General features: G+C 62.8%; 18 protein-coding genes. 14 read left to right on the forward strand and 4 right to left on the reverse strand.

Features of this window, described 5'->3' with window-relative positions:
• The first annotated feature begins 5 nt into the window (after positions 1 to 5).
• The 7 genes from AC193Q_RS21010 to AC193Q_RS21040 all read left to right on the forward strand — a co-directional run bounded on the left by AC193Q_RS21010 (position 6) and on the right by AC193Q_RS21040 (position 8,295).
• Positions 6 to 1,031, forward strand: a complete 1,026-nt coding sequence (locus AC193Q_RS21010; RefSeq protein ID WP_121182996.1) for an ABC transporter substrate-binding protein — start codon at positions 6 to 8, stop codon at positions 1,029 to 1,031.
• A 5-nt stretch (positions 1,032 to 1,036) separates the two neighbouring features.
• Positions 1,037 to 1,897: an ABC transporter ATP-binding protein gene (locus AC193Q_RS21015; RefSeq protein WP_047290718.1), complete on the forward strand. Its 861-nt coding sequence runs from the start codon at positions 1,037 to 1,039 to the stop codon at positions 1,895 to 1,897.
• Between the two features lie 20 nt (positions 1,898 to 1,917).
• A complete protein-coding gene (locus AC193Q_RS21020; RefSeq protein WP_095667872.1) occupies positions 1,918 to 2,784 on the forward strand; it encodes an ABC transporter permease in 867 nt (288 codons plus the stop codon).
• Between the two features lie 197 nt (positions 2,785 to 2,981).
• Positions 2,982 to 3,899, forward strand: a complete 918-nt coding sequence (locus AC193Q_RS21025; protein ID WP_007961495.1) for a LysR family transcriptional regulator — start codon at positions 2,982 to 2,984, stop codon at positions 3,897 to 3,899.
• 189 nt (positions 3,900 to 4,088) lie between these two features.
• A complete protein-coding gene (locus AC193Q_RS21030; protein ID WP_121182998.1) occupies positions 4,089 to 5,627 on the forward strand; it encodes an MFS transporter in 1,539 nt (512 codons plus the stop codon).
• A gap of 26 nt (positions 5,628 to 5,653) precedes the next feature.
• Complete coding sequence (locus tag AC193Q_RS21035; RefSeq protein WP_121187686.1) at positions 5,654 to 6,724, forward strand: HlyD family secretion protein; 1,071 nt, start codon at positions 5,654 to 5,656, stop codon at positions 6,722 to 6,724.
• Positions 6,721 to 8,295 (forward strand): efflux transporter outer membrane subunit, encoded by a 1,575-nt coding sequence (locus AC193Q_RS21040; RefSeq protein WP_183082824.1) that lies wholly within the window; start codon positions 6,721 to 6,723, stop codon positions 8,293 to 8,295. Before AC193Q_RS21035 ends, AC193Q_RS21040 begins: the two co-directional genes overlap by 4 nt.
• A gap of 95 nt (positions 8,296 to 8,390) precedes the next feature.
• Here AC193Q_RS21040 and AC193Q_RS21045 read toward each other — a convergent pair whose 3' ends face one another.
• A complete protein-coding gene (locus AC193Q_RS21045) occupies positions 8,391 to 8,696 on the reverse strand; it encodes an XRE family transcriptional regulator (protein WP_047290722.1) in 306 nt (101 codons plus the stop codon).
• Positions 8,689 to 9,054 (reverse strand): type II toxin-antitoxin system RelE/ParE family toxin, encoded by a 366-nt coding sequence (locus tag AC193Q_RS21050; RefSeq protein WP_047290723.1) that lies wholly within the window; start codon positions 9,052 to 9,054, stop codon positions 8,689 to 8,691. The genes AC193Q_RS21045 and AC193Q_RS21050 overlap by 8 nt, the downstream gene beginning before the upstream one ends.
• Before the next feature lie 169 nt (positions 9,055 to 9,223).
• Between AC193Q_RS21050 and AC193Q_RS21055 the strand changes: the two genes are divergently transcribed.
• The 4 genes from AC193Q_RS21055 to AC193Q_RS21070 are packed head-to-tail and all read left to right on the forward strand — an operon-like array spanning position 9,224 to position 13,922.
• On the forward strand, positions 9,224 to 10,003 hold the full coding sequence (locus AC193Q_RS21055; RefSeq protein WP_047290724.1) for an efflux RND transporter periplasmic adaptor subunit: 780 nt from the start codon (positions 9,224 to 9,226) through the stop codon (positions 10,001 to 10,003).
• On the forward strand, positions 10,000 to 11,319 hold the full coding sequence (locus AC193Q_RS21060; protein WP_121183000.1) for an HlyD family efflux transporter periplasmic adaptor subunit: 1,320 nt from the start codon (positions 10,000 to 10,002) through the stop codon (positions 11,317 to 11,319). The genes AC193Q_RS21055 and AC193Q_RS21060 overlap by 4 nt, the downstream gene beginning before the upstream one ends.
• Positions 11,320 to 13,416, forward strand: a complete 2,097-nt coding sequence (locus AC193Q_RS21065) for a site-2 protease family protein (protein WP_121183002.1) — start codon at positions 11,320 to 11,322, stop codon at positions 13,414 to 13,416.
• A gap of 11 nt (positions 13,417 to 13,427) precedes the next feature.
• Positions 13,428 to 13,922 (forward strand): GNAT family N-acetyltransferase, encoded by a 495-nt coding sequence (locus tag AC193Q_RS21070; RefSeq protein WP_121183004.1) that lies wholly within the window; start codon positions 13,428 to 13,430, stop codon positions 13,920 to 13,922.
• A gap of 9 nt (positions 13,923 to 13,931) precedes the next feature.
• Here AC193Q_RS21070 and AC193Q_RS21075 read toward each other — a convergent pair whose 3' ends face one another.
• Both AC193Q_RS21075 and AC193Q_RS21080 read right to left on the reverse strand, forming a co-directional pair.
• Positions 13,932 to 14,243 (reverse strand): DUF6916 family protein, encoded by a 312-nt coding sequence (locus AC193Q_RS21075; protein ID WP_047290728.1) that lies wholly within the window; start codon positions 14,241 to 14,243, stop codon positions 13,932 to 13,934.
• 56 nt (positions 14,244 to 14,299) lie between these two features.
• On the reverse strand, positions 14,300 to 14,887 hold the full coding sequence (locus tag AC193Q_RS21080; RefSeq protein WP_047290729.1) for a phage tail protein: 588 nt from the start codon (positions 14,885 to 14,887) through the stop codon (positions 14,300 to 14,302).
• A gap of 241 nt (positions 14,888 to 15,128) precedes the next feature.
• On the opposite strand from AC193Q_RS21080, the gene AC193Q_RS21085 reads away from it, so the two are divergent.
• From AC193Q_RS21085 to AC193Q_RS21095, 3 genes are all read left to right on the forward strand, one after another.
• Positions 15,129 to 16,724 (forward strand): glycosyltransferase family 39 protein, encoded by a 1,596-nt coding sequence (locus AC193Q_RS21085; protein WP_047290730.1) that lies wholly within the window; start codon positions 15,129 to 15,131, stop codon positions 16,722 to 16,724.
• A 138-nt stretch (positions 16,725 to 16,862) separates the two neighbouring features.
• Positions 16,863 to 17,708: a sulfotransferase family protein gene (locus AC193Q_RS21090; RefSeq protein WP_047290731.1), complete on the forward strand. Its 846-nt coding sequence runs from the start codon at positions 16,863 to 16,865 to the stop codon at positions 17,706 to 17,708.
• A gap of 137 nt (positions 17,709 to 17,845) precedes the next feature.
• On the forward strand, positions 17,846 to 24,154 hold the full coding sequence (locus tag AC193Q_RS21095; RefSeq protein ID WP_483879639.1) for an Ig-like domain-containing protein: 6,309 nt from the start codon (positions 17,846 to 17,848) through the stop codon (positions 24,152 to 24,154).
• Positions 24,155 to 24,179 lie beyond the last annotated feature (25 nt).

Genomic DNA, 24,179 nt, shown 5'->3' on the forward strand with positions numbered 1-24,179 from the left:
CGATCATGTCCAAACGTCTTCCCTTTGCACCGCTGGCGGCGGCCATTGGCCTGGGTTTCAGCCTGATTGCCGGCAGCCTGGTGGCGCCGACCGTGGCCCACGCCGAAGGTGAAATCCGCATCGCCGAACAGTTCGGGATTGTCTATTTATTGCTCAACGTTGTGCGCGATCAGGGCCTGATCGAGAAGTACGGCAAGCAGCAAGGCCTCGACATCAAGGTCGACTGGACGCAGCTCTCGGGCGGCGCGGCGGTCAACGATGCGCTCTTGTCCGGTTCCATCGACATTGCCGGCGCCGGGGTCGGCCCGTTGCTGACCATCTGGGATCGCACCCACGGCAAGCAGAACGTCAAGGCCGTCGCCTCGCTCGGCAACTTCCCGTACTACTTGGTGAGCAATAATCCCAAGGTCAAAACCATTGCCGATTTCACCGAGAAGGACCGCATTGCGGTGCCGGCGGTGGGCGTGTCGGTGCAGTCGCGCTTCCTGCAATACGCCGCGGCCAAGCAGTGGGGTGACAAGGAATTCAATCGCCTCGACAAGTACACCATCGCCGTACCGCACCCGGATGCGACCGCTGCGCTGATTGCCGGCGGCACCGAACTGACCGGGCATTTCTCCAACCCGCCGTTCCAGGATCAGGCGCTGCAGAATCCCAACATGCACGTGGTGCTCAACTCCTACGACATCCTCGGCCCGAACTCGCCAACCGTGCTGTTCGCCACCGAGAAATTCCGCAATGAGAACCCGAAAACCTACAAAGCTTTCGTCGAGGCGCTGAGCGAAGCCGCGCAATTTGCCCAGAACGATAAGGGCGCGGCGGCGGACACCTACATCCGCGTGACCAAGGCCAGGATCGACCGCGCCGAGCTGCTGAAAATCATCGACAACCCGCAGTTCGAGTTCAGCGTCACGCCGAAAAATACTTATCCACTGGCCGAATTTCTTTACCGCGTCGGCGCGATCAAGAACAAACCGGAATCGTGGAAGGACTACTTCTTCCAAGACGCCAAACCGCTGCAAGGGAGCTGATCGAGATGAACGCCCTCTTGCAAGGCCACGCGGCCAGCAACTCGGTCGCCAACACGCAAGCGCTGCTGGCGGTGGATAACGTCAGCCTCGAATACCGCACCCCGCAACGGGTGGTGCGGGCCACCCATCAGGTCAGTTTCGAAATCGATCCGGCGGACCGCTTTGTGCTGCTCGGCCCGTCCGGCTGCGGCAAGTCGACCTTGCTCAAGGCGGCCGCCGGTTTCATTGCGCCGAGCGAAGGCGAGATTCGCCTGCAAGGTCAGCGGGTCGAGGGACCGGGTCCGGACCGGATCGTGGTGTTCCAAGAATTCGATCAACTGCCGCCGTGGAAAACCGTGAAACAGAACGTGATGTTTCCGCTGCTGGCCTCGCGAACCTTGAACAAAAAAGACGCCGAAGAACGTGCACTGCACTACCTGGAAAAAGTCGGTCTGGCAGCATTCGCCGACGCCTATCCCCACACCTTGTCCGGCGGCATGAAGGCGCGGGTGGCGATTGCCCGCGCGCTGGCGATGCAGCCGAAAATCCTTTTAATGGACGAGCCATTCGCCGCGCTGGATGCGCTGACCCGGCGCAAGATGCAGGAAGAATTGCTGCTGCTCTGGGAAGAAGTGCGCTTCACCTTGCTGTTCGTCACCCACTCGATTGAAGAGGCGCTGGTGGTCGGCAATCGCATCTTGCTGCTGTCGCCACATCCGGGGCGGGTACGCGCTGAGGTGCACAGCCATCAATACGATCTGCAAAGCCTCGGCGGCGTGGCGTTTCAGGAATCGGCACGGCGCATTCACCGCTTGCTGTTCGATGAAGGCCAGTCGCCGGAGACCGAGCGTGACCATGACTTCAACGACATTCGTATCGCTTATTGAGCGTTCTGGAGGATTGCCTGATGAGCCAGCCATCGTCTGTACGACAAGAGTTTGAAACCGTCCTTGAACCATTGACCAGCGTGCCGCTTGAGCGCGAATTGCCGTTGGCGCAACGCCTGTGGCAACAGGGCTGGTTGCGTAAAAGTGTGATCCTGATTCTGCTGGCGATCCTCTGGGAAGTGATCGCCCGGGTGCAGAACAACGACCTGTTGCTGCCGAGCTTTCTGCAGACCGGCCATGCGCTGTACGACGGCCTGCTCAGCGGCGAGCTGCTGGGCAAGGTGTGGATATCGCTGGTGGTGCTGATCAAGGGCTATCTGATCGGCATCGTCCTGGCATTCGCCCTGACCACGCTGGCGGTGTCGACCCAGCTCGGTCGCGACCTGCTGAGCACCCTGACCTCGATGTTCAACCCGCTGCCGGCGATTGCCTTGCTGCCGCTGGCGTTGCTTTGGTTCGGTCTTGGGCAGAACAGCCTGATTTTCGTACTGGTGCATTCGGTGCTGTGGGCGCTGGCGTTGAACACCTACGCAGGCTTTCTCGGCGTCTCGGAAACCCTGCGCATGGCCGGGCGTAACTACGGGCTGAAGGGCATGCGTTTTGTGCTGTTCATCCTGATCCCGGCAGCGCTGCCGTCGATCCTCGCCGGGTTGAAAATCGGCTGGGCGTTTGCCTGGCGCACGCTGATCGCCGCCGAGCTGGTGTTCGGCGCCACCAGCGGCAAGGGCGGGTTAGGTTGGTACATCTTCCAGAACCGCAATGAGCTGTACACCGACAAGGTGTTTGCCGGGTTGGCGGTGGTGATCCTGATCGGGTTGCTGGTGGAGAATCTGGTGTTCGATACGCTGGAGCGGGTGACCGTAAAGCGCTGGGGCATGCAGCGCTGATGTGTATTGACTGAGCTGGCCCCATCGCTGGCAAGCCAGCTCCCACAAGGATTGTGGCGTTCACTGATTCTGTGACCGCCGAAAGTCCTGTGGGAGCTGGCTTGCCAGCGATGGCGCCCCTACAGCAGCCGCCAAACTTGAGACATGTTTGCTAGCATTGCGCCTGAATCAATCCAGATCAGCCACGAGTGCTCTGCATGCAACTCCCGGACATGAACCTTCTGGTCGCTCTCGACGCCCTGCTCGACGAAGGCAGTGTGGTCGGCGCCGCGCGGCGGATGAACCTCAGCCCTGCCGCCATGAGTCGCACCCTGACGCGCATTCGCGAAGCCATTGGCGATCCGATCCTGGTGCGCGCCGGTCGTGGCCTGGTACCCACCCCCAAAGCCCTCGAATTGCGCGAGCAGGTGCGCGATGTCGTCGAGCAGGCGGCGCTGCTGTTTCGCTCCGCCGACAGCGTGGAATTGGGTACCTTGCGGCGGCGTTTCAGCATCCGCGCCAACGACTTTTTCATCGGCGTATATGGCGGCAAGCTGTTCGACACCCTCGACCAGCAGGCGCCGCACTGCGAATTGCGCTTCGTTCCCGAAGGCGATGGCGACGACGAAGCGCTGCGGGAAGGACGGATTGATCTGAGTGTCAGCAACACCCGTCCGGTGACCCCGGAAGTCAAAGTGCAGAACCTGTTTTCCACGCATTTCGTCGGTCTGGTACGTGAGGATCATCCACTGCTCGACGGCGAAATCACTGCCGAGCGCTATGCCGGTTACTCACATATCAGCATGTCGCGCCGTGGCATTGCTCGCGGCCCCATCGACACCGCGCTGAACGCCTTGGGCCTGGAGCGGCGGGTGGCGGTGATTGCGCCAAGCTTCCACGCGGCGATGTTTGCCTTGCCCGATTCCGACCTGATCCTGCCGGTGCCCAAGGAAGCGTTGCTCAGCGTGCGGCGGCTGGGCTTGAAGCTGCGTTCTTTCAACCTGCCGATCCCGTTGCCGACGCTGATGCTGACCCAGGCCTGGCACCCGCGCTTCGACAAAGACCCGGCACACCGCTGGCTGCGCGAAACGCTGAAGGCCTGTTGCGACGAAACCTGGCTGGCCGCGCAGCCCTGAAGGGCCAAAAAATCGCAGCCTTCGGCAGCTCCTACAGGGAAGCGCAGTCTTCAGGAGCTGCCGAAGGCTGCGATTTTTTGCATTAAACAATTGTGTCTGACGCACTTATAACCTGCCGATAAGTCAATTTTCGTCAGCAGTAAGCCCTACTAAAATGCTCCGGTATTTTTCCCTCCGGAGTGTGTATTCATGACATCCCTGACCGTCCCGGCGAACGTCGCTGCGGCCAGTCCGGCGACGGCGGCCACGCCACCGGTGTTCGGCGCGCGGATCATCACCGGCCTGGTCGGCGTGCTGCTGGCGGTGCTGGTCTCGGGCCTCAACGAGATGGTGACCAAAGTCGCTTTGGCCGACATTCGTGGTGCGCTGAACATCGGTTACGACGAAGGCACCTGGCTGGTGTCCTGCTACGCCGCGACTTCGGTGGCGGCGATGGCGTTTGCGCCGTGGTGCTCGGTGACGTTTTCCCTGCGCCGCTTCACCCTCTGCGCGATCAGCCTGTTCACGCTGCTCGGCGTGCTGTGCCCGTTCGCCCCGAACTACGAAAGCCTGTTGCTGATGCGCACCTTGCAAGGCCTGGCCGGCGGCGCGCTGCCGCCGATGCTGATGACCGTCGCCCTGCGATTTCTGCCGGCCAATTTCAAACTTTATGGCCTGGCCGGCTATGCGCTGACGGCGACGTTCGGCCCGGGTCTTGGCACGCCGCTGGCGGGGTTGTGGAGCGAATACGTCGGCTGGCAATGGACGTTCTGGCAAATCATCGTGCCGTGTCTGATTGCCATGGCGATGGTGGCCTGGGGCATTCCGCAGGATCCGCTGCGCCTTGAACGCCTCAAAACCTTCAACTGGAAAGGCCTGCTGCTGGGTTTTCCGGCGATCTGCATGCTGGTGATTGGCTTGCTCCAGGGCAATCGGCTGGACTGGTTCGAATCGAACCTGATCTGCGCATTGCTCGGCGCCGGCTCGCTGTTGCTGCTGGCGTTTCTGATCCATGAATGGTCGCAGCCGATTCCGTTTTTCAAGCTGCAGATGCTCGGTATTCGCAACCTGGCGTTCGCACTGATGACCCTGGCCGGGGTGCTGGTGGTATTGCAGGCGGTGGTGCTGATTCCGTCGAGCTATCTCGCGCAGGTGCAGGGTTATCGCCCGGTGCAGACCGCGCCGATCATGCTGATCGCGGCGTTGCCGCAGCTGATCGCGCTGCCGCTGGTGGCGGCGCTGTGCAACCTGCGCTGGGTCGATTGTCGCTGGGTGCTGGGCATCGGTTTGAGCATGCTTACTCTGTCTTGCCTGGGCGGCTCGCTGCTGACTTCGGAGTGGATCCGCGACAATTTCTACGTCCTGCAATGGCTGCAGATTTTCGGTCAGCCGATGTCAGTACTGCCGCTGTTGATGCTCTCCACCGGCAGCATCCAGCCACAGGACGGCCCGTTCGCTTCGGCGTGGTTCAACACGGTTAAAGGCTTGGCGGCGGTGATCGCCACCGGCGTCATCGAGGCGCTGACCACCGCGCGCCTGCATTTCCACTCGACCATGTTGATCGACAACCTCGGTAATTCACCGTTGGCCGATCGCAGCGATCCGGGCCTTGCCCATCGCCTGCACGAACAGGCCGTGGTGCTGACGTCCTCTGATCTTTATGTGTGCATGGCCGGCGTCGCGGTGGCGCTGATCCTGCTGATTTTCTGGCTGCCGACGCGGATTTTTCCGCCGCGCGCGCCGACCTGATGGCTGTACTGAAACAGAAGGTTTTTATGACGACTCAAGCAAAGCAAAAACTCGCGGTGGCCGTGGCCGCCGCACTGGCGGTGGGCGTGTTGCTGTACCTGGCGGTGCCGGGACTGTTCGGCAAGCGCACCCAGCAAAATACCAACGACGCGTTCGTTTCCGCCGACTACACGTTAGTGGTGCCGCGCGTGGCCGGGTTCATCAAGCAAGTGCTGGTGGAAGACAACCAGCAGGTCAAGGCCGGGCAATTGCTGGCGTTGATCGATGATCGTGATCTGCGCGCCGCCGCTGAAGCGGCCGATGCGCAAACCCTGGTCGCCCGCGCCCAATTGCAAAACGCCAGGGCCACGCTGGAGCGGCAGACCTCGGTGATCGCTCAGGCGCAGGCCTCGGTGGTCTCGGCCAAGGCAGAAATGGCCTTCGCCCAGCAAGAGCTCAACCGCTACAACCACCTCGCTGGCGTCGGCGCCGGCACGGTGCAGAATGCGCAGCAGGCGCGCACTCGCATCGATCAGGCGAGCGCGCGTCTCGATACGGCCAGCGCGAAACTGGCGGCCGAGCGCAAGCAGGTGGAGATCCTCACGGCGCAGCGTGATGCCGCCGAAGGCAATCTGAAGCATGCGCAAGCGGCACTGGAAATCGCCAGTTTCGAGCTGTCCTACACGCGCATCACTGCGCCGCAGGATGGCATGGTCGGCGAGCGTGCGGTGCGCGTCGGCGCCTATGTCACGCCGGGCAGCAAGTTGCTGGCGGTGGTGCCGTTGCAGCAGGCGTATGTGGTTGCCAACTTTCAGGAAACTCAGCTCACCGACGTGCAACCGGGCCAGCAAGTGCAGGTGCACGTCGACAGCCTCGGCGGTGAGGCCTTGAGCGGTCGCGTCGAAAGCATCGCCCCGGCCACTGGCGTGACATTCGCCGCGGTGAAACCGGACAACGCCACGGGCAACTTCACCAAAGTCGTGCAGCGGATTCCGGTGAAGATCGTGCTTGAGTCGGGTCAGCCATTGGCCGAGCGTTTGCGGGTGGGCATGTCGGTGGAGGCGAGTATCGACACTCGCCGTTCGGCGTCGGCGGAGCGCGAGGTGACTCAGCGATGATTTTTGTTGAATCGGCTGGCGACATCGCTGGCAAGCCAGCTCCCACAGAGGGTGTGCAGACTGGCCGGGATTCTCACTCCAAACAGAGTTCTCTGTGGGAGCTGGCTTGCCAGCGAAGAGGTCCGTGGCAGCAACTCACCTTAAGTGCCTTGCTTACCCTTGGCCTCAGCGCCTGCACCGTCGGCCCCGACTTCCACAAGCCTGAAGCCCGCCAGATCACCGACTGGGCCAAACCCGCCAAGTCCGCCCCCAGTCAGGCGGTCAGCGAACCGCTGAACGAACGCTGGTGGGAGGTTTTCCACGACCCGCAACTCTCAGCCCTGACCCAGCGGGCGATGCACAGCAACCTCGATCTGCAGCTGGCCGGCAGCCGCTTGCAACAAAGCCGTGCCGCGCGCCAGGTGATCACCGCGGAACGCTACCCGACCACCGCCGCTACCGGCAGCTACGCGCGCAAACGCAACAGCGGCGACGGCCTGAATGACCCGTCCGGGCACAACGGCGATTCCGCCTTCAACCTGTGGGACGCCGGTTTCTCCGCCTCGTGGGAACTGGATGTCTGGGGCCGCGTGCGCCGCGAGACCGAGGCTGCCGATGCCAACCTCGAAGTCGCCGAAAACCACCGTCGCGGCGTGCTGCTCGCGGTCCTCGCCGACACTGCACAGAACTACATTCAGCTGCGCGGCGTGCAGAACACCCGAGCGGTCACCGAGCAGAACCTCGATGTCGCCCGGCACAGCCTCAAGCTGTCGCAACTGCGCCTGAACGACGGTGTGGCGACCGATCTGGACGTCGCCGAAGCCGCCGCCCAGGTCGCGGCCATCGAATCGCGCCTGCCGGCCCTTGAGCAGCGTCAGTCGCAACTGATCAACGCGATCAGCCTGTTGATGGGCGAAGCGCCCCAAGCGCTGGCCAAGGAGTTATCCACAGATGCCGCGGTGCCGCAGTCACCGCTGCAAGTCGCCATCGGCCTGCCGTCACAGCTGGCCGAACGCCGACCGGACATCCGCCAGGCCGAGGCACGCCTGCACGCCGCCACTGCCAACATCGGCGTGGCCAAAGGCGACTTCTATCCGCGCATCACCCTGTCCGGCAACCTCGGCTCGCAGGCAATGCAGCTGAGCGATTTCGGTTCCTGGGGCTCGCGGGCTTTTGGTATCGGCCCGCAATTCAGCCTGCCGCTGTTCGACGGCGGACGGCTGCGCGGCATGCTGCAACTGCGCGAAGCCCAGCAACAGGAAGCGGCCATCGCCTATCAGCAGACCGTGCTGCGCGCCTGGCATGAAATCGACGACCAGTTGACCGCCTACAACGCCAGCCAACGCCGCCGCGACAGCCTCGCCGAAGCCGTGCGGCAGAACCAGATCGCCCTGCGCACCGCACAGCAGCAGTACGTCGAAGGCGTGGTCGATTTCGTCAACGTCCTCACCGTGCAAGGCGCGTTGCTGGCGACTCAGGAGCAGTGGGTGGAGAGTTCGACGGGTGTGTCGTTGGCGATGGTCGGGTTATACAAGGCGTTGGGTGGGGGATGGGAGGCGGTGTATCCGGTGGGGGAGATGGCGCAGCGCTGAGATTGCGCCTGAGGGAGCAAATCGGCGAATTCGATTGGCCACTATACGGCTATTGCACAGTGGAAGATTCACAGGTTGAAGCGGGTTATGGCTGTTCAGCCTGCGAAATTTTCGATTTTGATTTGCCCGTCGGGAAAGGTCGCGATGATTTCAAGTTCGCCACCCATTGCCCGGATATAGTTGCGCAACGTGCTGATGTACATATCGGTACGGCGCTCCATTTTCGAGATGGCTGCTTGGTTGACGTGCAGCATTTCAGCCAGCGTGGCCTGGCTCAAGGCCTTGGCTTGTCGCAGTTCGTTAAGCGGCATTTCCTTGATGTGTTGTTGGTAGATCGAATCGGCAAGCGCCCGTGCTTCGGGTGTCATGCGTGCTTCGAGGTCGGCGAATTTCTTAGCCATTGTTGCAACCCTCTTTGCGCAATGTTTCGAGATGCTCATCGTACAGTCGATCGGCGAGCGGGACGTTGAGTTCATACCAGCGGTCCTGACCGGTTTTATCTCCACCGATCAAAAGCAACGCGCAGCGTCTTGGATCAAACGCATAGAGCACGCGATAGGGTCGCCCGCCATGCTGGACGCGCAATTCCCGTAAATGACCATGCCGCGCGCCATTGATTGCACTGCTATGCGGAAAACGCAGGCCTGGGCCGAATTGCCCAAGCAGTTTGACGCTTGCCGCCACAGAACTCTGCTCGCTCTCAGTCAGTTCTTCCCACCAGTTGCCGAACTCGTCGGTGTATTCGATATCCCAATTCATGGGCACTAATATGAGTGTTATGGAATATTCCATCAAAGTCATATTTTCGATGGGTTGACCATAGCGCTTCGGTCGGATTACAGCAAGCGTAACGGCACAGTGATGGCCTTTCGCTTGACGCTATTCCCCGCTGTCGTAGACTCCGCTCATCCGTCAGGGAGTAGCGGTTATGCAGCGTTTGCGCGGTTGGGTTATCGGATTGACCTTTGTTACGTGTGCAGTTCAGGCGCAAACGCCCGGGCCAGACGATCCGCTGCTGGATAACGCAACGCCTGCGACAGCCACGGCGAGCAGTGAGGCGCGGGGTGTGTTGCGCGCTCGGGATCAGGCGACGCTGGCCAGTGAGTTGTCGGGGCGGATTGTCGAGTTGCCGTTCAGCGAGGGCGAGTCGTTTAAAAAGGGCGATGTGCTGGCGAAGTTCGATTGCTCGGCGTATCAGGCTCAGCTCAATGCCGCCCAGGCCGCCAGCCGCGGTGCCGGTGAGGAGCTGGCGCACAATCGGCAACTGGCGGCGCTCAATTCCGTCGGGCGTTTCGAAGTGGCGCGGGCCGAGGCCAAGGTCAGCGAGACCCAGGCGCAATCTCAGGTTTATCAGGTTCAGGTCAAACGCTGCAGCGTGGTTGCGCCGTTCGACGGGCAAGTGGTCGAGCGTAAGGTGCAACGCTACGAAAGTGTGCCGGCCGGCGCGCCACTGCTCGATGTGGTCGACAACCGCACCCTGGAGATCCACTTGCTGGTGCCGTCGCGCTGGATGGCCAGACTCAAACCCGGCCAGACCTTCAGCTTTATCCCCGACGAAACCGGCCAGCCGATCGATGCCACGGTCAAACGACTCGGTGCGCGGATTGACGAAGGCAGTCAGACCCTGTTGCTGGTCGCCACACTTCCCGAAGCCAAGGGCTTGCTCGCCGGCATGAGCGGCACGGCGCATTTTGCGGAGCTTAAATGAACGCCCCGGTGGCCGGCGGCGCCGAACAGGTGTTTGCGCGGTTTCTGGATCTCGAACGACAGACACGTGCTGCTCGCGATGCCTCGCAACTGGCCTATAGCCTGGTCAACGACAGCCAGGCGCTGTTCGGGTATCGCCATGCGGCCTTACTGATCGCTGGCAAGGTACAGGCGGTGACTGGCGTCAGCACGGTCGAGCCGAATGCACCGTTTGTGGCATTCGTCGAGCAGGCGGTGGCGCAGTTGTTCAAGCAGGATGGATTGAAGATTGCGCGGGTCATCACGCCTGAGCAGGTGGGCGAAGCGATTCAGGCTGACTGGCGCAGTCTGTCTGCCGCTCAAGTGTTCTGGCTGCCACTGATCGACCGCGAGGGCGAGGTGTTCGGCGGTTTGTGGCTGGCCCGCGATGTGCCGTGGAACCCTTCCGAACAAGTGCTGCTGTCACAACTGGGCGACACCTACAGTCATGCGTGGCTGGCGTTGCAGCCGGGCAAGCCGTGGCGGCTGCGCTGGACCCGCAAGCGTCAGGTGGCGCTGGTGGCGGTGCTGTTGCTCGGGTTGTTGATCCCGGTGCGCCAGTCGGTATTGGCGCCGGCGGAAGTCGTGCCGCAGGGCGGTCGCGTGGTGGCGGCGCCGCTGGACGGGGTGATCGCCGAGTTTCTGGTCAAGCCCAATCAACCGGTGAAAGCCGGCGACCTGCTGCTGCGGTTTGAAAGCACCACCCTCAAGGCCCAGGCTGATGTGGCCGAGCGTGCCTTGGGCGTGGCGGAAGCAGAACTGAAATCCAACTCGCAACGTTCGTTTGCCGATGCCGAGTCCAGTGCCAGGGTCGATTTGCTCGCCGCCCGTGCCGAGCAAAAACGCGCCGAGCGCGATTACGCCCGCGAGTTGCTGGCGCGTAGCGAAGTGCGCGCCGAGCGTGATGGGATCGCCGTGTTCGCCGATGCCGAGCGCCTGACCGGCAGACCGGTGCAGACCGGCGAGCGGTTGATGGAAATCGCCGACCCGAATCAGGCCGAACTGCGTATCGAACTGGCGGTGGGCGACGCGATTGCGCTGGAACCGGGCGCCGATATTGCGTTGTTCCTCGACAGCGATCCGCTGCAACGCCACACCGCCAGACTTGAGCGTTCGGCCTATGAAGCGCAGCCCACCGCTGGCGGCCAACTGGCGTATCGACTGGATGCGAATTTTACCGAGGCACCGCCGCGCATCGGCCTGCGCGGTACGGCCAAGATATTCGGCGACCGCGCGCCGCTGGCCTTGTACCTGCTGCGCCGCCCGCTTGCCGGTCTGCGCCAGAGCGTAGGTCTGTAAATGAATCTGCCGAGCCTGCGTGCCGACCTGCAACTGTCGCCCGCGGCGCCAGCACTGGACGGTTCACCGCGCTGGACCCTGGCCGATCCGGTGCGCGGTCGGTATTTCAAACTCGGCGCGGCGGCGATGCGCCTGTTGCGCCACTGGTCGCTGGGCGATCCCGAGCAAGTGCTGCGCGCCGCCAACCGCGAACCGGGCCTGCCGCTGGACGGTGTCGAGTTGGAGCAACTGCTGACATTTCTGCGCGGGCATGACCTGATCAGCGCCCTCGACGATCAGCAGCGTGCCAGTTACTCGCTCAAGGCTCTCGCGCAACGGCAGAGACTGTGGAAAATCCTGCTTCACCAATATCTGTTTTTTCGCATTCCATTGTGGCGTCCGGACGCTTTTCTCAATCGCGCGTGGCCGTGGCTGGAGCGCTTCGGACCACGACTGTTGCGCGTCGGTCTGCCGATAACGCTGGCGCTCGGGGTGTTTCTGGTTTCGCGGGACTGGCAGCGCTTTGTCGGCACCTTTCCGCACCTGTTCAGCCTCGGTGGGGCGCTCTCGTTTGCTGTGGCGCTGTTCTTCGCCAAGCTCTGTCACGAGTTCGGCCACGCATTCATGGCCAAGCGCGCCGGGTGTCGGGTGCAGAGCATGGGCGTGGCGTTCATGGTCTTGCTGCCGATGTTTTACACCGACGTCAGTGACGCCTGGCGGGTCAACGACCGGCGTGCGCGGCTGCTGATCGGCGCCGGCGGGGTGCTGGCGGAGTTGTTGCTGGCGTGCATCGCGTTGCTGGTCTGGTCGCTATTGCCCGACGGCCCGGCCCGGACGGCGGCGTTCATGCTCGCCAGTGCGACCTGGATCACCACGCTGGTGGTCAATCTCAACCCGTTCATGCGTTTCGATGGCTACTTTTTGCTCAGCGACCTGTGGGAGGTCGACAACCTGCAGGGCCGGGCCTTTGCCTTCTGTCGCTGGCGCCTGCGTGAGTGTTTGTTCGGCTATGGCGCCCCGGCGCCGGAGCCTTGGTCGCCGACGATGCAGCGGCGTTTGCTGATCTGGGGGTATGGCTCGTGGTTATGGCGTGCGGCGTTGTTTTTCGGGATCGCGCTGGCGGTCTATCACTTGTTCTTCAAGGTGTTGGGGATCTTCCTGATGCTGGTGGAACTGGTGTGGTTCATCTTTCTGCCGATCATGAATGAGTGGCGTCAGTGGTGGAGCCGCCGCGAACAAGCGCATGGCCCGCGTGTGCTGGTCAGCAGCCTGGCGGTACTCGGCCTGTTGCTGGTGCTGATCGTGCCGTGGCGCAGCGCGGTCGAACTGCCGACGATGCTTGAGGGCGGTCGGGCCAGTGCGTTGCATGCGCCGGTGGCGGCGCGGGTCAAAACAGTCAAGGTCGCGGATGGCCAGACAGTCGCCCAGGGCGATGTACTGATCGAACTGGAGTCGCCGGACCTCGAATCGCAGCAGGCCATCGTTCGCCGGGAAATCCAGATCCAGCAATTGCTGATGCGCCGACAGGCCGGTCGCAGTGAAACCGCGGCCGACGCCGGTATCATCGAGCAACGCCTCGCCGAAGCCGTGGCGCAATACCGTGGTCTGAGCGCTCGCCGCGAACGCCTGCTGCTGCGCGCGCCCCATGCCGGCACTGTGCGTGATGTGCTGCCCAATCTGACGCCGGGGCGCTGGCTGTCGAGCAAGGATGCGCTGGCGCGGGTGGTCGAGGACGGTTCGCGCCTGCGTGGCTATATCGCCGAAGCCGAGTTGTGGCGAGTCAAACCGGGTGCGACCGGGCGGTTCATCGCCGATGATCCGATGCATCCGGCGCTCGCCGTAAAACTGGATGAAATCGATACCAATGGCGTGGCCTATGTCGATCAGGAGGCGCTGACCTCCGATCATCACGGGCCGATTGCCGTGCGTCGCGATCAACAGCAACGAGCCGAGCCTGTACAAGCGCAATATGGCGCGCGATTGACTACGCTGGATCAGCCGCCCACCCCGGTTCAACCGTTGCGCGGTGTGGTGGTGCTGCAGGGCAGCGGCGAGTCGGTACTCGGCGTGGCCTGGCGCCGGTTGGCGGCGCTGGGGGTCAGGGAAAGCGGTTTCTAGGGAGCGTGAACATGGCGAGCAACGCGGGTGTGGCGGCAGACGGATTGGTGGTGCGACCTGCGCGGGCCACCGACGAGCCATTTTTGCACCGCCTCTATCAGTCGGCGCGCCCGGATCTGCAATGGATCGACGGCGAGCAGGAAGTGGTGCAGCAAGTGATCGCCCAGCAATTTCAGGTGCAGGAACAGGGCGTGGCTGAAAACCATCCCAACGCCCTGCACTACGTCGTGGAAAAACTCGGCACGGCCATCGGGGCGCTGAGCACCGACTTCGGCCCCAATGAAATCCGCGTGTTGTACATCGCCTTCATTCCCCAGGCGCGGGGCAAGGGGTACGGCCGCGCGGTGTTGCAAGGCGTGCAAAAGGCCGCGCAGCAGGTTCGTTGCCCGGTGGCAACGGTGGTCTGGGCCAACAACCCCCACGCACGGCAACACTATCTGGCGTTGGGATTTGCGGTGGAAGAACGCAATCCGGCGGCGGAACGGCTGGTGTGGTATCCGCAGTGAGGCGGGATTTCAGTTGAAGGACATGCAGAAGTAACCCAGTTGCGGATCCCGCCCCATCGCCGGCACTCGCGACACGAAAATATCTTCCACTCGCCCGAGTTCCGGCAGCTCCAGTGCGCAGAGGCCGTCGACGAACCCGGTCGGCACCAGGCTGTTGAATTCGAGGCAGAACGGCATGCGCTCGCTGTAGCGGGTTTTCGCCGCTGGAACCTCATCAAGATGCTCGATCTGAATCGGCAATGCCGTGCCATCTGGCAGGTGCAGCGTGCTTTGCTGTCCGAGCAACGGCTGGACGTGTTGGATCTGAACCGCTTGCAGCATGATCTGACTCCGTTGAAAAAAGAACGGCCGGGGGCCGTGAGGCCCCCGACGCATGATCAGTTGCGCGAAGGGAATATCCCGTTCAGGGCAACGCTGAAGTTGACGACCAGAGAGGGGTTGACGATGGATAACGGCTGACTGCCGCCCGTGGAGGAAATGTCCCCGGTGACCGTGGTGGTCAGGCCTTTGATGGGAACCGGTGTGGCACCTTGGGCATCGGAATAGATGTTCGCCGAGCCAGGGCCGCCGCCGGAAGCGCCGATGTACGAATTGGTCGCGGTGGGCACGGTCGCCGGATTGCTTGCAGGCACCGCCAGTTGCAGGGCGGTGTTGGCGGAAAGGCCGGTCATCGCGTGGGTGTGGTTGGGCATGTTGGCGATCGTGGCGGTGACGTTTTCCGTGCCATACACCTCACCGATGACACGCGGCGTCAGGCCCTGTCCGGTACCCTGTGCCACGGGCACCCGACCTTGCAGGTTGGGCAACTGAAAATTGGTCGTGCCGTTGCCGCCGTAGAAGGTGCCCAGCAAGGCGAACAATGCCTGGTATTGCGAGATGCCCAGGATTTGTCCGTTGCACAAGGCCCAGCCACTGGGGGCGAAGTTGAAGGCGAACGGTTGAATCGTACCCATAAAGACTTCCATGGTTCCTCATCCTTCTGTTATGTGGTCGGCGCGCCGCGCGGTAGCCTGGTTGCAGGGCAGGTCCACAGGCTGTGCTGACGCCTTGCATTTGCGCGGGCAGGTCACGCCACGCCGTAGCGTAGACCCGGATCAGCGGACTTGCCGGACGTCGTCATGGCCGCGCGTCGACTTCGCCTCTGGCCTACAGTGTGCGCAATGAGTGATGCTGGTTGTGACTCGGTAAATCTGTAAGGGAAGGTTGATGGAAGCGCGTCGCGAGACTCCGCTGGGGGATACCCAGGACCCGTTTGCCGCACCGAACGCCGGTGTCCGGCGTCTATGGCGCTGGGCTCGCCAGCAGTGGCTGATACCGATTCTGTTGCTGGCGACGGTGGTGCGTTTTTATGACCTGACCGCTGCCGCGATCTGGGGCGACGAAGGCTCAAGCCTGCTGCTGGCGAACTATTCGCTCAGTGGTATCTGGGAACACGCGGCGTTCGACGTGCATCCGCCGTTGTATTTCATGCTGCTGCACGGCTGGATCGGGTTATTCGGTGAAGGCATCCTGTCGATTCGCAGCCTCAGCGCTGTGGCCGGCATCGCCACGGTCGGGCTGGGTGTCTGCCTGGTCGATCGCCTGGCCACCCGCCGCGCCGCGATCATCGCCGGGGTGCTGCTGGCGTTGCTGCCGACGGCGGTGCGCTACAGCCAGGAAGTGCGCATGTACTCGCTGCTCGGCCTGCTCCTGATCGCTACCACACTGGCGCTGATCTGCTGGGTCAGGCGCCCGCAGCGCCGCCGGTATCTGCTGATCTATGCATTGCTGATGAGCGCCGCGTTGTACACCCACTACTTTGCAGTGCTGGCCGCGCTGAGCCATTGGCTGTATCTGGGGCTGATTCGCCTGCTGCCGGGTTATCGCCTGCGGCATATCCAGCGCAAGGACTGGTGGCTGGCCAATCTGGCCATCGTCGTGCTCTACCTGCCGTGGTTGCCGAACCTGCTTGATCTGACGCAACACATGGAAGAACTCAAGGTCGGTGGCGATGTGGGTTGGGAAGATCCGGTGACCCTGTCCTCGCTGCCGTCGATGATCTGGCTCTGGTTGATCCAGGACGACGGCGAGCATCTCCCGTTGCTGCTGTTCTGCGGCGTACCGCTGGCCCTGCTGGCGCTGGCGGGCGTGGCCGTGGCCCGCGACCGCAGCGTGAACCATGGCAGCGTCTTGCTGGCGCTTTACACCGGTATGCCGTTGTTGCTGGTGTTCGCGGTGTCCTTCATCAGCCCGGTGTTCATCGAACGTTACCTGACAGCCTATGCGCTGGGGTTGCCGATGCTGGCGGCGCTGGCCATTGACCGGTTGTACCGCCGCACTCGTGTGCTGGCAGTGACGATCCTGGTGGCATGGGTCGGGGTTGAGTTGGTGGGTGTGAACACCAACGCCACGGTCGACCCGCACGATCAGTTCAACGTCATGGTCGATTACATCAACCGGCATTTCGTCAGCGGTGACCGGATCGTCACCAGCGACATGCTCTGGTACCTCAGTTACGTCTACTACAACCGCACTGACGCTCAGGTGCGGCTGTATACCCCGCCCGCTGCCGATGGCCGTTCGACGCGTCCGAATCACTACGGTTTCGGCACCCTGGTGTCCGAGGAGGTCTACCTGGACCGACTCGATGACCTGCCCAAGGGCAGTGCCCGGGTCTGGTTGATCGGCGATCTGGACGTGGACGTGCCTGACCCATTCCGACCCTTGCCGACGACTTGGCAACTGCGTGATCAGACCCATGCCGGTGGCGCAAATGCGCGACTTTTTTCGTTGACCACTGATAACGGGACGACGGAGAAATGACTTAAACGCTTCACCATTTTTTTCGCGATTAAAACGGGCTTTCATAGTCCGTTTTGCTCTATTTTGATATCAAAACACTACTAGTCGAAAGGGTATTGTTGGACTACGCTCGTCGGACAAAAGGACTTACAAAGTAGGGTGAAGGGATTGCAGCAGTTCCACTTTATCTCCGGCTTGCCGCGCTCAGGTTCCACCCTGCTTTCTGCGATTCTTCTGCAGAACCCGCGCTTTCATGCCGGCATGACCAGCCCGGTCGGCGCGCTGTTTTCCGGTGTCCTTGAACAATGCAGCGCCGGCAGCGAATTCGGCGCGGTGATCGACACCGACATGCGCCGGCGCCTGCTGCGCGGACTGTTCGATGCCTACTACGCCGACAAGGCTGACAAACCGGTGGTGTTCGACACCAACCGGCAGTGGAGTTCGCGCCTGCCGGCCATCAGCGATCTGTTCCCCAAAGCCAAAGTCATTGCCTGCGTGCGCAACGTCGCCTGGGTGATGGACAGCCTGGAACGGTTGTACCGCGCCAACCCTTATGAAAACACCAAGCTGTTCGGCGATGCTGTCGAGCGCAACACCGTCTACAGCCGCTGCGAAACCCTGGCCCAGCGCAATCGTCTGGTCGGTTTTGCCTGGGCGGCACTCAAGGAAGCCTATTACGGCGAGCACGCCGATTCGCTGCTGATCGTCGATTACGACTTGTTGACCCAGGCCCCGGAGCGCGTGCTGCGGCTGGTCTACGACTTCATTGGCGAGCCCTGGTTCGAGCACGATTTCGAACACCTGGCCTATGACGCGCCGGCGTTCGACCAGGCGCTGGGTGTGGCCGGCTTGCACAAGGTCAAACCCAAGGTTGCCCTGCAGTCCCGGCGCACGATTCTGCCGCCGGACCTGTTCAAGCAATACGCCGATCTGTCCTTTTGGCTCGATGGCTCAGCCAGTGCTGCCAATGTGATTCGTATGAAGTCCGACGCCGCGATCAGTTGATCGCGGCGTTTTTCATTGATGCGTTTACAACTGTTCGAGTCCGGGTGAGCAACATGTGGTGGAGCAAGCAAAAGTCGCGGGTAACCGAGGGCCAACGGACGCCGGCTGCGCCGCTGATCATGTCACTGGAACCGCGCATGCTGTTCGACGGCGCCGTCGCGGCCACGGTCGCTGACGCCGCCGCCCAGGCCGACAGCCATCCTGCAGCCGATGCGGCCAAGGCGCCGACGGCCGATCACCCGTCGGTCAGCAAAGACACCCACGGCCAGGCCGATGCCACGCCGGCTGCCAGCCCTGTTGCGGTACCGGGCCAGAGCGTGGTGTTCGTCGATGCCCGGGTCAAGGATGCCGACAGCCTGCTCAAAGGCGTCGCTCCCGGCGCGCAAGTGGTCAAGCTCGATGCAAGCAAAGACGGTTTGCAGCAGATCGCCGATTATCTCGACCAGCATTCGGGTGTCAGCTCGGTACAGATCATCGCTCATGGCAACGCCGGTGACCTGTGGCTCGGCAACAGCTATCTGTCGGCGGACAACGTCGCGCAGCGCAGTGCGCTGCTGGCAGAAATCGGCAAGGACATGAACGTTGGCGGCGACATCCTCATTTACGGCTGCTACACCGCCGAGGGCGACCGCGGCCTGAGCTTCGTCGACTCGCTGGCACAATTCACCGGCCGCGATGTAGCCGCCTCGAACAACCGCACCGGCGTGGGCGGCGACTGGGATCTGGAAATCGCCACGGGCAAGATCGAGAGCGCCAACGTGCTGTCGACCCTGTCGATGAGTGAGTATCAGTGGGGCCTCGCCACGTGGACCGCCACCAACAACGCGAACACCGGGGTCGGCTCGCTGCGTGCGGCCATTGCCTCGGCGCAGAACGGCGACATCGTGACCTTCAGCTCCGGCATGACGGTGCAGCTCACCTCGGAATTGCTGATCAACAAGAACATCACCGTTGATGGCGACCTGAACAACGACGGCGCGGCCGACGTGATTCTCGACGGTCAGTACCGGACGCGGGTGGTGGAAATCACCTCTAGCAGTACGGTGACACTCGATGGTCTGGTCATTACTCGCGGACTGGTTTCGGGTAACGGCGGCAATGGCGGCTACGGGGCGACCGGCGCCATGGGCGGCGGCATTTTCAACGCCGGCATCCTCACGTTGAACAATGTCACGGTGACCAGCAACGCGGCGGCCGGTGGTGGCGGTGGCGGTGGGGTCACCGGTGCGTACTACGGCGGTGGCGGCGGCGGTGGCGGCGGGCTTGGCGGTCAAGGCGGAGGCCATGGCGGCACGGCCGGGCCGGGCACCGGCACCCTCGGCGGGCAGGCCGGCAGCGGCGGCGTCGGCGGTTACGGCGGTGGCTACGACGCGACGCACATGGGCGGTCGCGGTGGCAGCAGCACCGGTGGTGCCGGCGGGTTGGGCGTTTCCTACTACAGCAACGGTGGCAATGGCGGCACGGCCAACAACGGCACGATTTCCATCGGCGGTGGCGGTGGCGGGGCCGGTTGGGACAAGGTCGGCGGCGCAGGCGGCAATGCTGCTGGCGGTATTTACAACGCCTCGACCGGGACTCTTAAAATCGTCGGGACGTCGGTCATCAGCAACAACATCGGTGCCGGGGGCGGTGGCGGCGGTGGTGGCGGGCTCGGCAGCAACGCTTCCAACGGTGGCATTGCCGGGCGTGGTGTCGGCGCCATCTGGAACCAGGGCGGCACGGTGCTGATCACCGCCGCCAACTTTGCCGCCATCAGCGGTAACGCCGCCGGCAGCGGTGTCGGTGGTACGGCATCGGGCGGCGGCACAAACGGTACTTCGCCGACTGCAGTCGCGGCGATCTTCAACAACGGCGGTACGCTCAACACTGCTTATGTTGAGCCACCGACCGCGACCATCATGATGGCCGACACGGCGTTGAAAATCGGCGAAACCTCGCTGGTGACCATTACCTTCAGCCGGGCGGTGAGCGGTTTCACCAACGCCGACCTGACCATTGCCAACGGCACGCTGACAGCGGTGAGCAGCAGCGACGGCGGCCTGACCTGGACCGCGACGTTCACTCCGACCAATAACATCACCGACGCCACCAACCTGATCACCCTCGACAACACCGGGGTAACTGCGATCAGCGACGGCGTGGCGGGCGTCGGCACCACCAGCTCCGTCAACTACGCGATTGATACCGCGCGCCCGACCGTGACCATCGTGATGTCCGATACGGCGTTGAAGATCGGCGATACCTCGCTGGTGACTTTCACCTTCAGTGAAGCCGTGACCGGCTTCACCAACGCCGACCTGACCATCGCCAACGGCACGCTGAGCGCGGTGAGCAGCAGTGACGGCGGTATCACCTGGACCGGGACCTTCACTCCGACCGCCAGCATCACCGACACCACCAACCTGATCACCCTGGACAACACCGGTATCGCCGACCTCGCTGGCAACGCCGGCAGCGGCACGACGGATTCGGCCAACTACGTGATCGATACCCTGCGCCCGACCGCGACCATTGTGGTGGCCGACACCAATTTGGCGGCCGGTGAAACCTCGCTGGTGACCATCACCTTCAGCGAAGCGGTCAGCGGCTTCACCTCCGCCGACCTTACCGTAGCCAACGGCACCCTGAGCGGCCTGAGCAGCAGTGACGGCGGCATCACCTGGACCGCCACGCTCACCCCGACCAGCAACATCACCGACACCACTAACCTGATCACCCTGGATAACACCGGGGTCGTCGATCTGGCTGGCAATGCCGGCACTGGCACCACCAATTCCAACAACTACGCCATCGACACTGCGCGGCCGACCGCGACCGTTGTGGTGGCCGACAACAACCTGCGGATCGGTGAAACCTCGCTGGTGACCATCACCTTCAGCGAAGCGGTCACCGGTTTCACCAACGCCGACCTGACGATTGCCAACGGCACCTTGACGGCGGTCAGCAGCAGCGACGGCGGCATTACCTGGACGGCGACCTTCACGCCGACCGCCAGCATCACCGACGCGACCAACCTGATCACCCTGAACAACACCGGCATCGCGGATCTGAACGGCAACGCCGGCAGCGGGACCACCGACTCCAACAACTACGCCATCGATACCGTGCGCCCGACCGCGACCATCGTGGTGGCCGACAACAACCTGCGGATCGGTGAAACCTCGCTGGTGACCATCACTTTCAGCGAAGCGGTGACCGGTTTCACCAACGCCGACCTGACCATCGCCAACGGTACGCTGAGTGCGGTGAGCAGCAGCGACGGCGGCATCACCTGGACCGCGACGTTCACGCCGAGTGCCAGCGTCACCGACACCACCAACCTGATTACCCTGGACAACACCGGTATCGCCGACCTGGCGGGCAACGCTGGCAGCGGCACCACCGACTCCAACAACTACGCCATCGACACCCAGCGCCCGACCGCGATCATTGTGGTCGCCGACAGCAACCTTACGGCCGGCGAAACCTCGCTGGTGACCATCACGTTCAGCGAAGCGGTGAGCGGTTTCACCAACGCCGACCTGACCATCGCCAACGGTACGTTGACGGCGGTGAGCAGCAGCGACGGCGGCATCACCTGGACCGCGACGTTCACCCCGAACGTGGGCGTCAACGACGCGACCAACCTGATCACACTGGCCAACACCGGCATCGCCGACGTGGCGGGCAACGCCGGCAGCGGCACCACCAACTCCAACAACTACACCATCGACACCGTGCTGCCGACCGCGACCGTCATCGTTGCCGACAACTCGCTGAAAATCGGCGAAACCTCGCTGGTAACCATCACCTTCAGCGAAGCGGTGACCGGTTTCACCAATGCCGACCTGACCATCGCCAACGGCACGCTCAGCGCGGTGAGCAGCAGCGACGGCGGCATTACCTGGACGGCAACGTTCACACCGACCACCAACATCACCGACGCCACCAACCTGATTACGCTGGACAATTCCGGTGTTCAAAACCTGTCGGGCAATGCCGGCAGCGGCACCACCGATTCCAACAATTACTCGATCGACACTCAGCGCCCGACCGCCACTGTCGTGGTCGCCGACACCGCGCTCGGCGTCGGCCAGACCAGTCTGGTGACCATCACCTTCAGCGAAGCGGTCACTGGTTTCACCAACGCCGACCTGACCATCGCTAACGGTACGCTGAGCGCGGTGAGCAGCAGCGATGGCGGTATCACCTGGACGGCTACTTTTACTCCGGCGGCAGGCATCACCGACACCACCAACCTGATCACGCTGGACAATACCGGCATCGCCGACCTCGCGGGCAACGCCGGCAGCGGCACCACCGATTCCAACAACTATGCGGTCGACAGTCAGCGTCCGACGGCGACCATTGTCATGGCCGACAGCGACCTGCGTCCCGGTGAAACCGCGTTGGTGACCATCACCTTCAGCGAGGCCGTGACCGGATTCGACAATGCCGACCTGAGCGTCGCCAACGGCACCTTGAGCAATGTCGCGTCGAGCGACGGCGGCATCACCTGGACGGCCACGTTCACGCCGAACATTGGTGTCACCGATCTCACCAACCTGATTGTCCTGAACAACACCGGTATTACCGACCTGGCCGGCAACACCGGCACCGGCACCACCAGCTCCGCCAACTATCAGGTGCAGACTCAGGTGCCGACTGCCACCATCGTGGTTGCCGACACTTCGCTCAAGGCCGGGGAAACTTCGCTGGTGACCATCACCTTCAGCGAAGCGGTCAGCGGTTTCGACAACAGCGACCTGACCATCGCCAACGGCACGCTGAGCAATGTCAGCAGCAGCGACGGCGGTGTCACCTGGACGGCGACCTTCACCCCGACCGCCAATGTCACTGACGCGACCAACCTGATCAGCCTGAGCAATGCCGGAGTGACCAACGTCTCAGGCAATAGCGGTATCGGCATCACCGACTCCAACAACTTCGCCATCGACACCGCGCTGCCGACCGCCACCATCGTGGTCGCCGACAATCGCCTGGGCATTGGTGAAACCACCACCGTGACCATCACGTTCAGCGAAGCGGTGATCGGGTTCGATCTGGGGGATATCAGCGTCGCCAACGGTGCGCTGTCGAACCTGACCAGCAGCGACGGCGGTGTGACCTGGACCGCGACCTTCACGCCAACGGCTAACGTCAACGACCCGACCAACCTGATCCTGATCGACACCGCCGGCGTCCAGGATCTGGCCGGCAACCTCGGCGCGAGCATCGCCATCTCCAACAACTACATCCTCGATGCAACCCGGCCGACGGTGGACATTGTGGTTGCCAATCCGCATCTGGGCATCGGCCAGACCACCACGGTGACCTTCACCTTCAGCGAGGCGGTGAGCAATTTCGACCTGTCCGACCTGAGCGTGACCAATGGCGACCTGAGCTACCTGAGCAGCAGCGATGGCGGCAAGACCTGGACCGCGACCTTCACCCCGACCGCGAACGTGACCGACCCGAGCAACTTCATCGCGCTGGACACCAGCAACGTCACCGACCTGGCGGGCAACGCCGGCAGCACCGTGGCGGTGTCGAACAACTACGCCCTCGACAGCGAGCGCCCGACCGCCACGGTCGTGGTTGCCAACCCGAATCTGGGTGTCGGCCAGACTTCGCAGGTGATCATCACCTTCAACGAAGCGGTCAGCGGTTTCGATCTGGCGGACCTCAGCGTGGCCAATGGCACCCTGTCCAACCTGAGCAGCAGCGACGGTGGCAAGACCTGGACGGCGACCTTGACGCCGACCGCCAACGTCAACAGCGCCAGCAATGCAATCAGCATCAACACGGCCGGGGTCAGTGACCAGTCGGGCAACAGCGGCAGCGGGATCAGTCAGTCCGGGAACTACGTGATCAATACGGTGCCGGTGGTCGTACCGCCGGTGACACCGACCTCGCCGTTGGTGGTGGTGCCGCCGGATCCGGAGTTCCGCAGCAGCGACCCCGTCGTGCCACCACCGGCGCCGAACGTCCCGCTGCAACCGCTCATCTTCACACCGCCCACCGGCGACCTCGGCTCACCGCTGACCTTCGCGCCGTTGTTCGAACAACGGGTGATCGGCAACGGCATCCGTCCGCTGGGTGACATTTTCATCAACCACGGCGCCCTGAGCCCGAGCTTCATCGCCCAGGTTTTCACCAGCAGCGACAGCGGCGGCGATGGTTCCGGCCATGGCTTCCTCGGGTTTGGCGGTGGCGATGGCGGGGTGTTCGGCAGCAGTACGCTGTCGAGCCTGTTCCATCAGGACAGCGCCGCAGAGCGCGATTCGCTGAATGCCTTCGACCGTCATTCGATCACGGGCGGCGATATTTCCCAGGGTCTGCGCGGTGTGTTCGGCGCGCCGACCCTGGGCCAGCAACTGCAACAGATCAAAGACAGCGAGCAGCACCGGGTCGACAACCTGGCGGCGGCTCTGCAACAGGTCGGTATCAGCGAAATGCAGGCCTGATAACACACACAACAACTCAATATGC

This window comes from Pseudomonas sp. F2, assembly GCF_057174385.1.

Coding starts and splice junctions, on each gene's coding strand:
- AC193Q_RS21030 (WP_121182998.1), top strand. CDS start 4,089: ATGACATCCCTGACCGTCCCGGCGAACGTCGCTGCGGCCAGTCCGGCG.
- AC193Q_RS21040 (WP_183082824.1), top strand. CDS start 6,721: ATGATTTTTGTTGAATCGGCTGGCGACATCGCTGGCAAGCCAGCTCCC.
- AC193Q_RS21085 (WP_047290730.1), top strand. CDS start 15,129: ATGGAAGCGCGTCGCGAGACTCCGCTGGGGGATACCCAGGACCCGTTT.
- AC193Q_RS21070 (WP_121183004.1), top strand. CDS start 13,428: ATGGCGAGCAACGCGGGTGTGGCGGCAGACGGATTGGTGGTGCGACCT.
- AC193Q_RS21080 (WP_047290729.1), bottom strand. CDS start 14,887: ATGGAAGTCTTTATGGGTACGATTCAACCGTTCGCCTTCAACTTCGCC.
- AC193Q_RS21095 (WP_483879639.1), top strand. CDS start 17,846: ATGCTGTTCGACGGCGCCGTCGCGGCCACGGTCGCTGACGCCGCCGCC.
- AC193Q_RS21075 (WP_047290728.1), bottom strand. CDS start 14,243: ATGCTGCAAGCGGTTCAGATCCAACACGTCCAGCCGTTGCTCGGACAG.
- AC193Q_RS21055 (WP_047290724.1), top strand. CDS start 9,224: ATGCAGCGTTTGCGCGGTTGGGTTATCGGATTGACCTTTGTTACGTGT.
- AC193Q_RS21045 (WP_047290722.1), bottom strand. CDS start 8,696: ATGGCTAAGAAATTCGCCGACCTCGAAGCACGCATGACACCCGAAGCA.
- AC193Q_RS21050 (WP_047290723.1), bottom strand. CDS start 9,054: ATGAATTGGGATATCGAATACACCGACGAGTTCGGCAACTGGTGGGAA.
- AC193Q_RS21020 (WP_095667872.1), top strand. CDS start 1,918: ATGAGCCAGCCATCGTCTGTACGACAAGAGTTTGAAACCGTCCTTGAA.
- AC193Q_RS21010 (WP_121182996.1), top strand. CDS start 6: ATGTCCAAACGTCTTCCCTTTGCACCGCTGGCGGCGGCCATTGGCCTG.
- AC193Q_RS21060 (WP_121183000.1), top strand. CDS start 10,000: ATGAACGCCCCGGTGGCCGGCGGCGCCGAACAGGTGTTTGCGCGGTTT.
- AC193Q_RS21035 (WP_121187686.1), top strand. CDS start 5,654: ATGACGACTCAAGCAAAGCAAAAACTCGCGGTGGCCGTGGCCGCCGCA.
- AC193Q_RS21015 (WP_047290718.1), top strand. CDS start 1,037: ATGAACGCCCTCTTGCAAGGCCACGCGGCCAGCAACTCGGTCGCCAAC.
- AC193Q_RS21025 (WP_007961495.1), top strand. CDS start 2,982: ATGCAACTCCCGGACATGAACCTTCTGGTCGCTCTCGACGCCCTGCTC.
- AC193Q_RS21065 (WP_121183002.1), top strand. CDS start 11,320: ATGAATCTGCCGAGCCTGCGTGCCGACCTGCAACTGTCGCCCGCGGCG.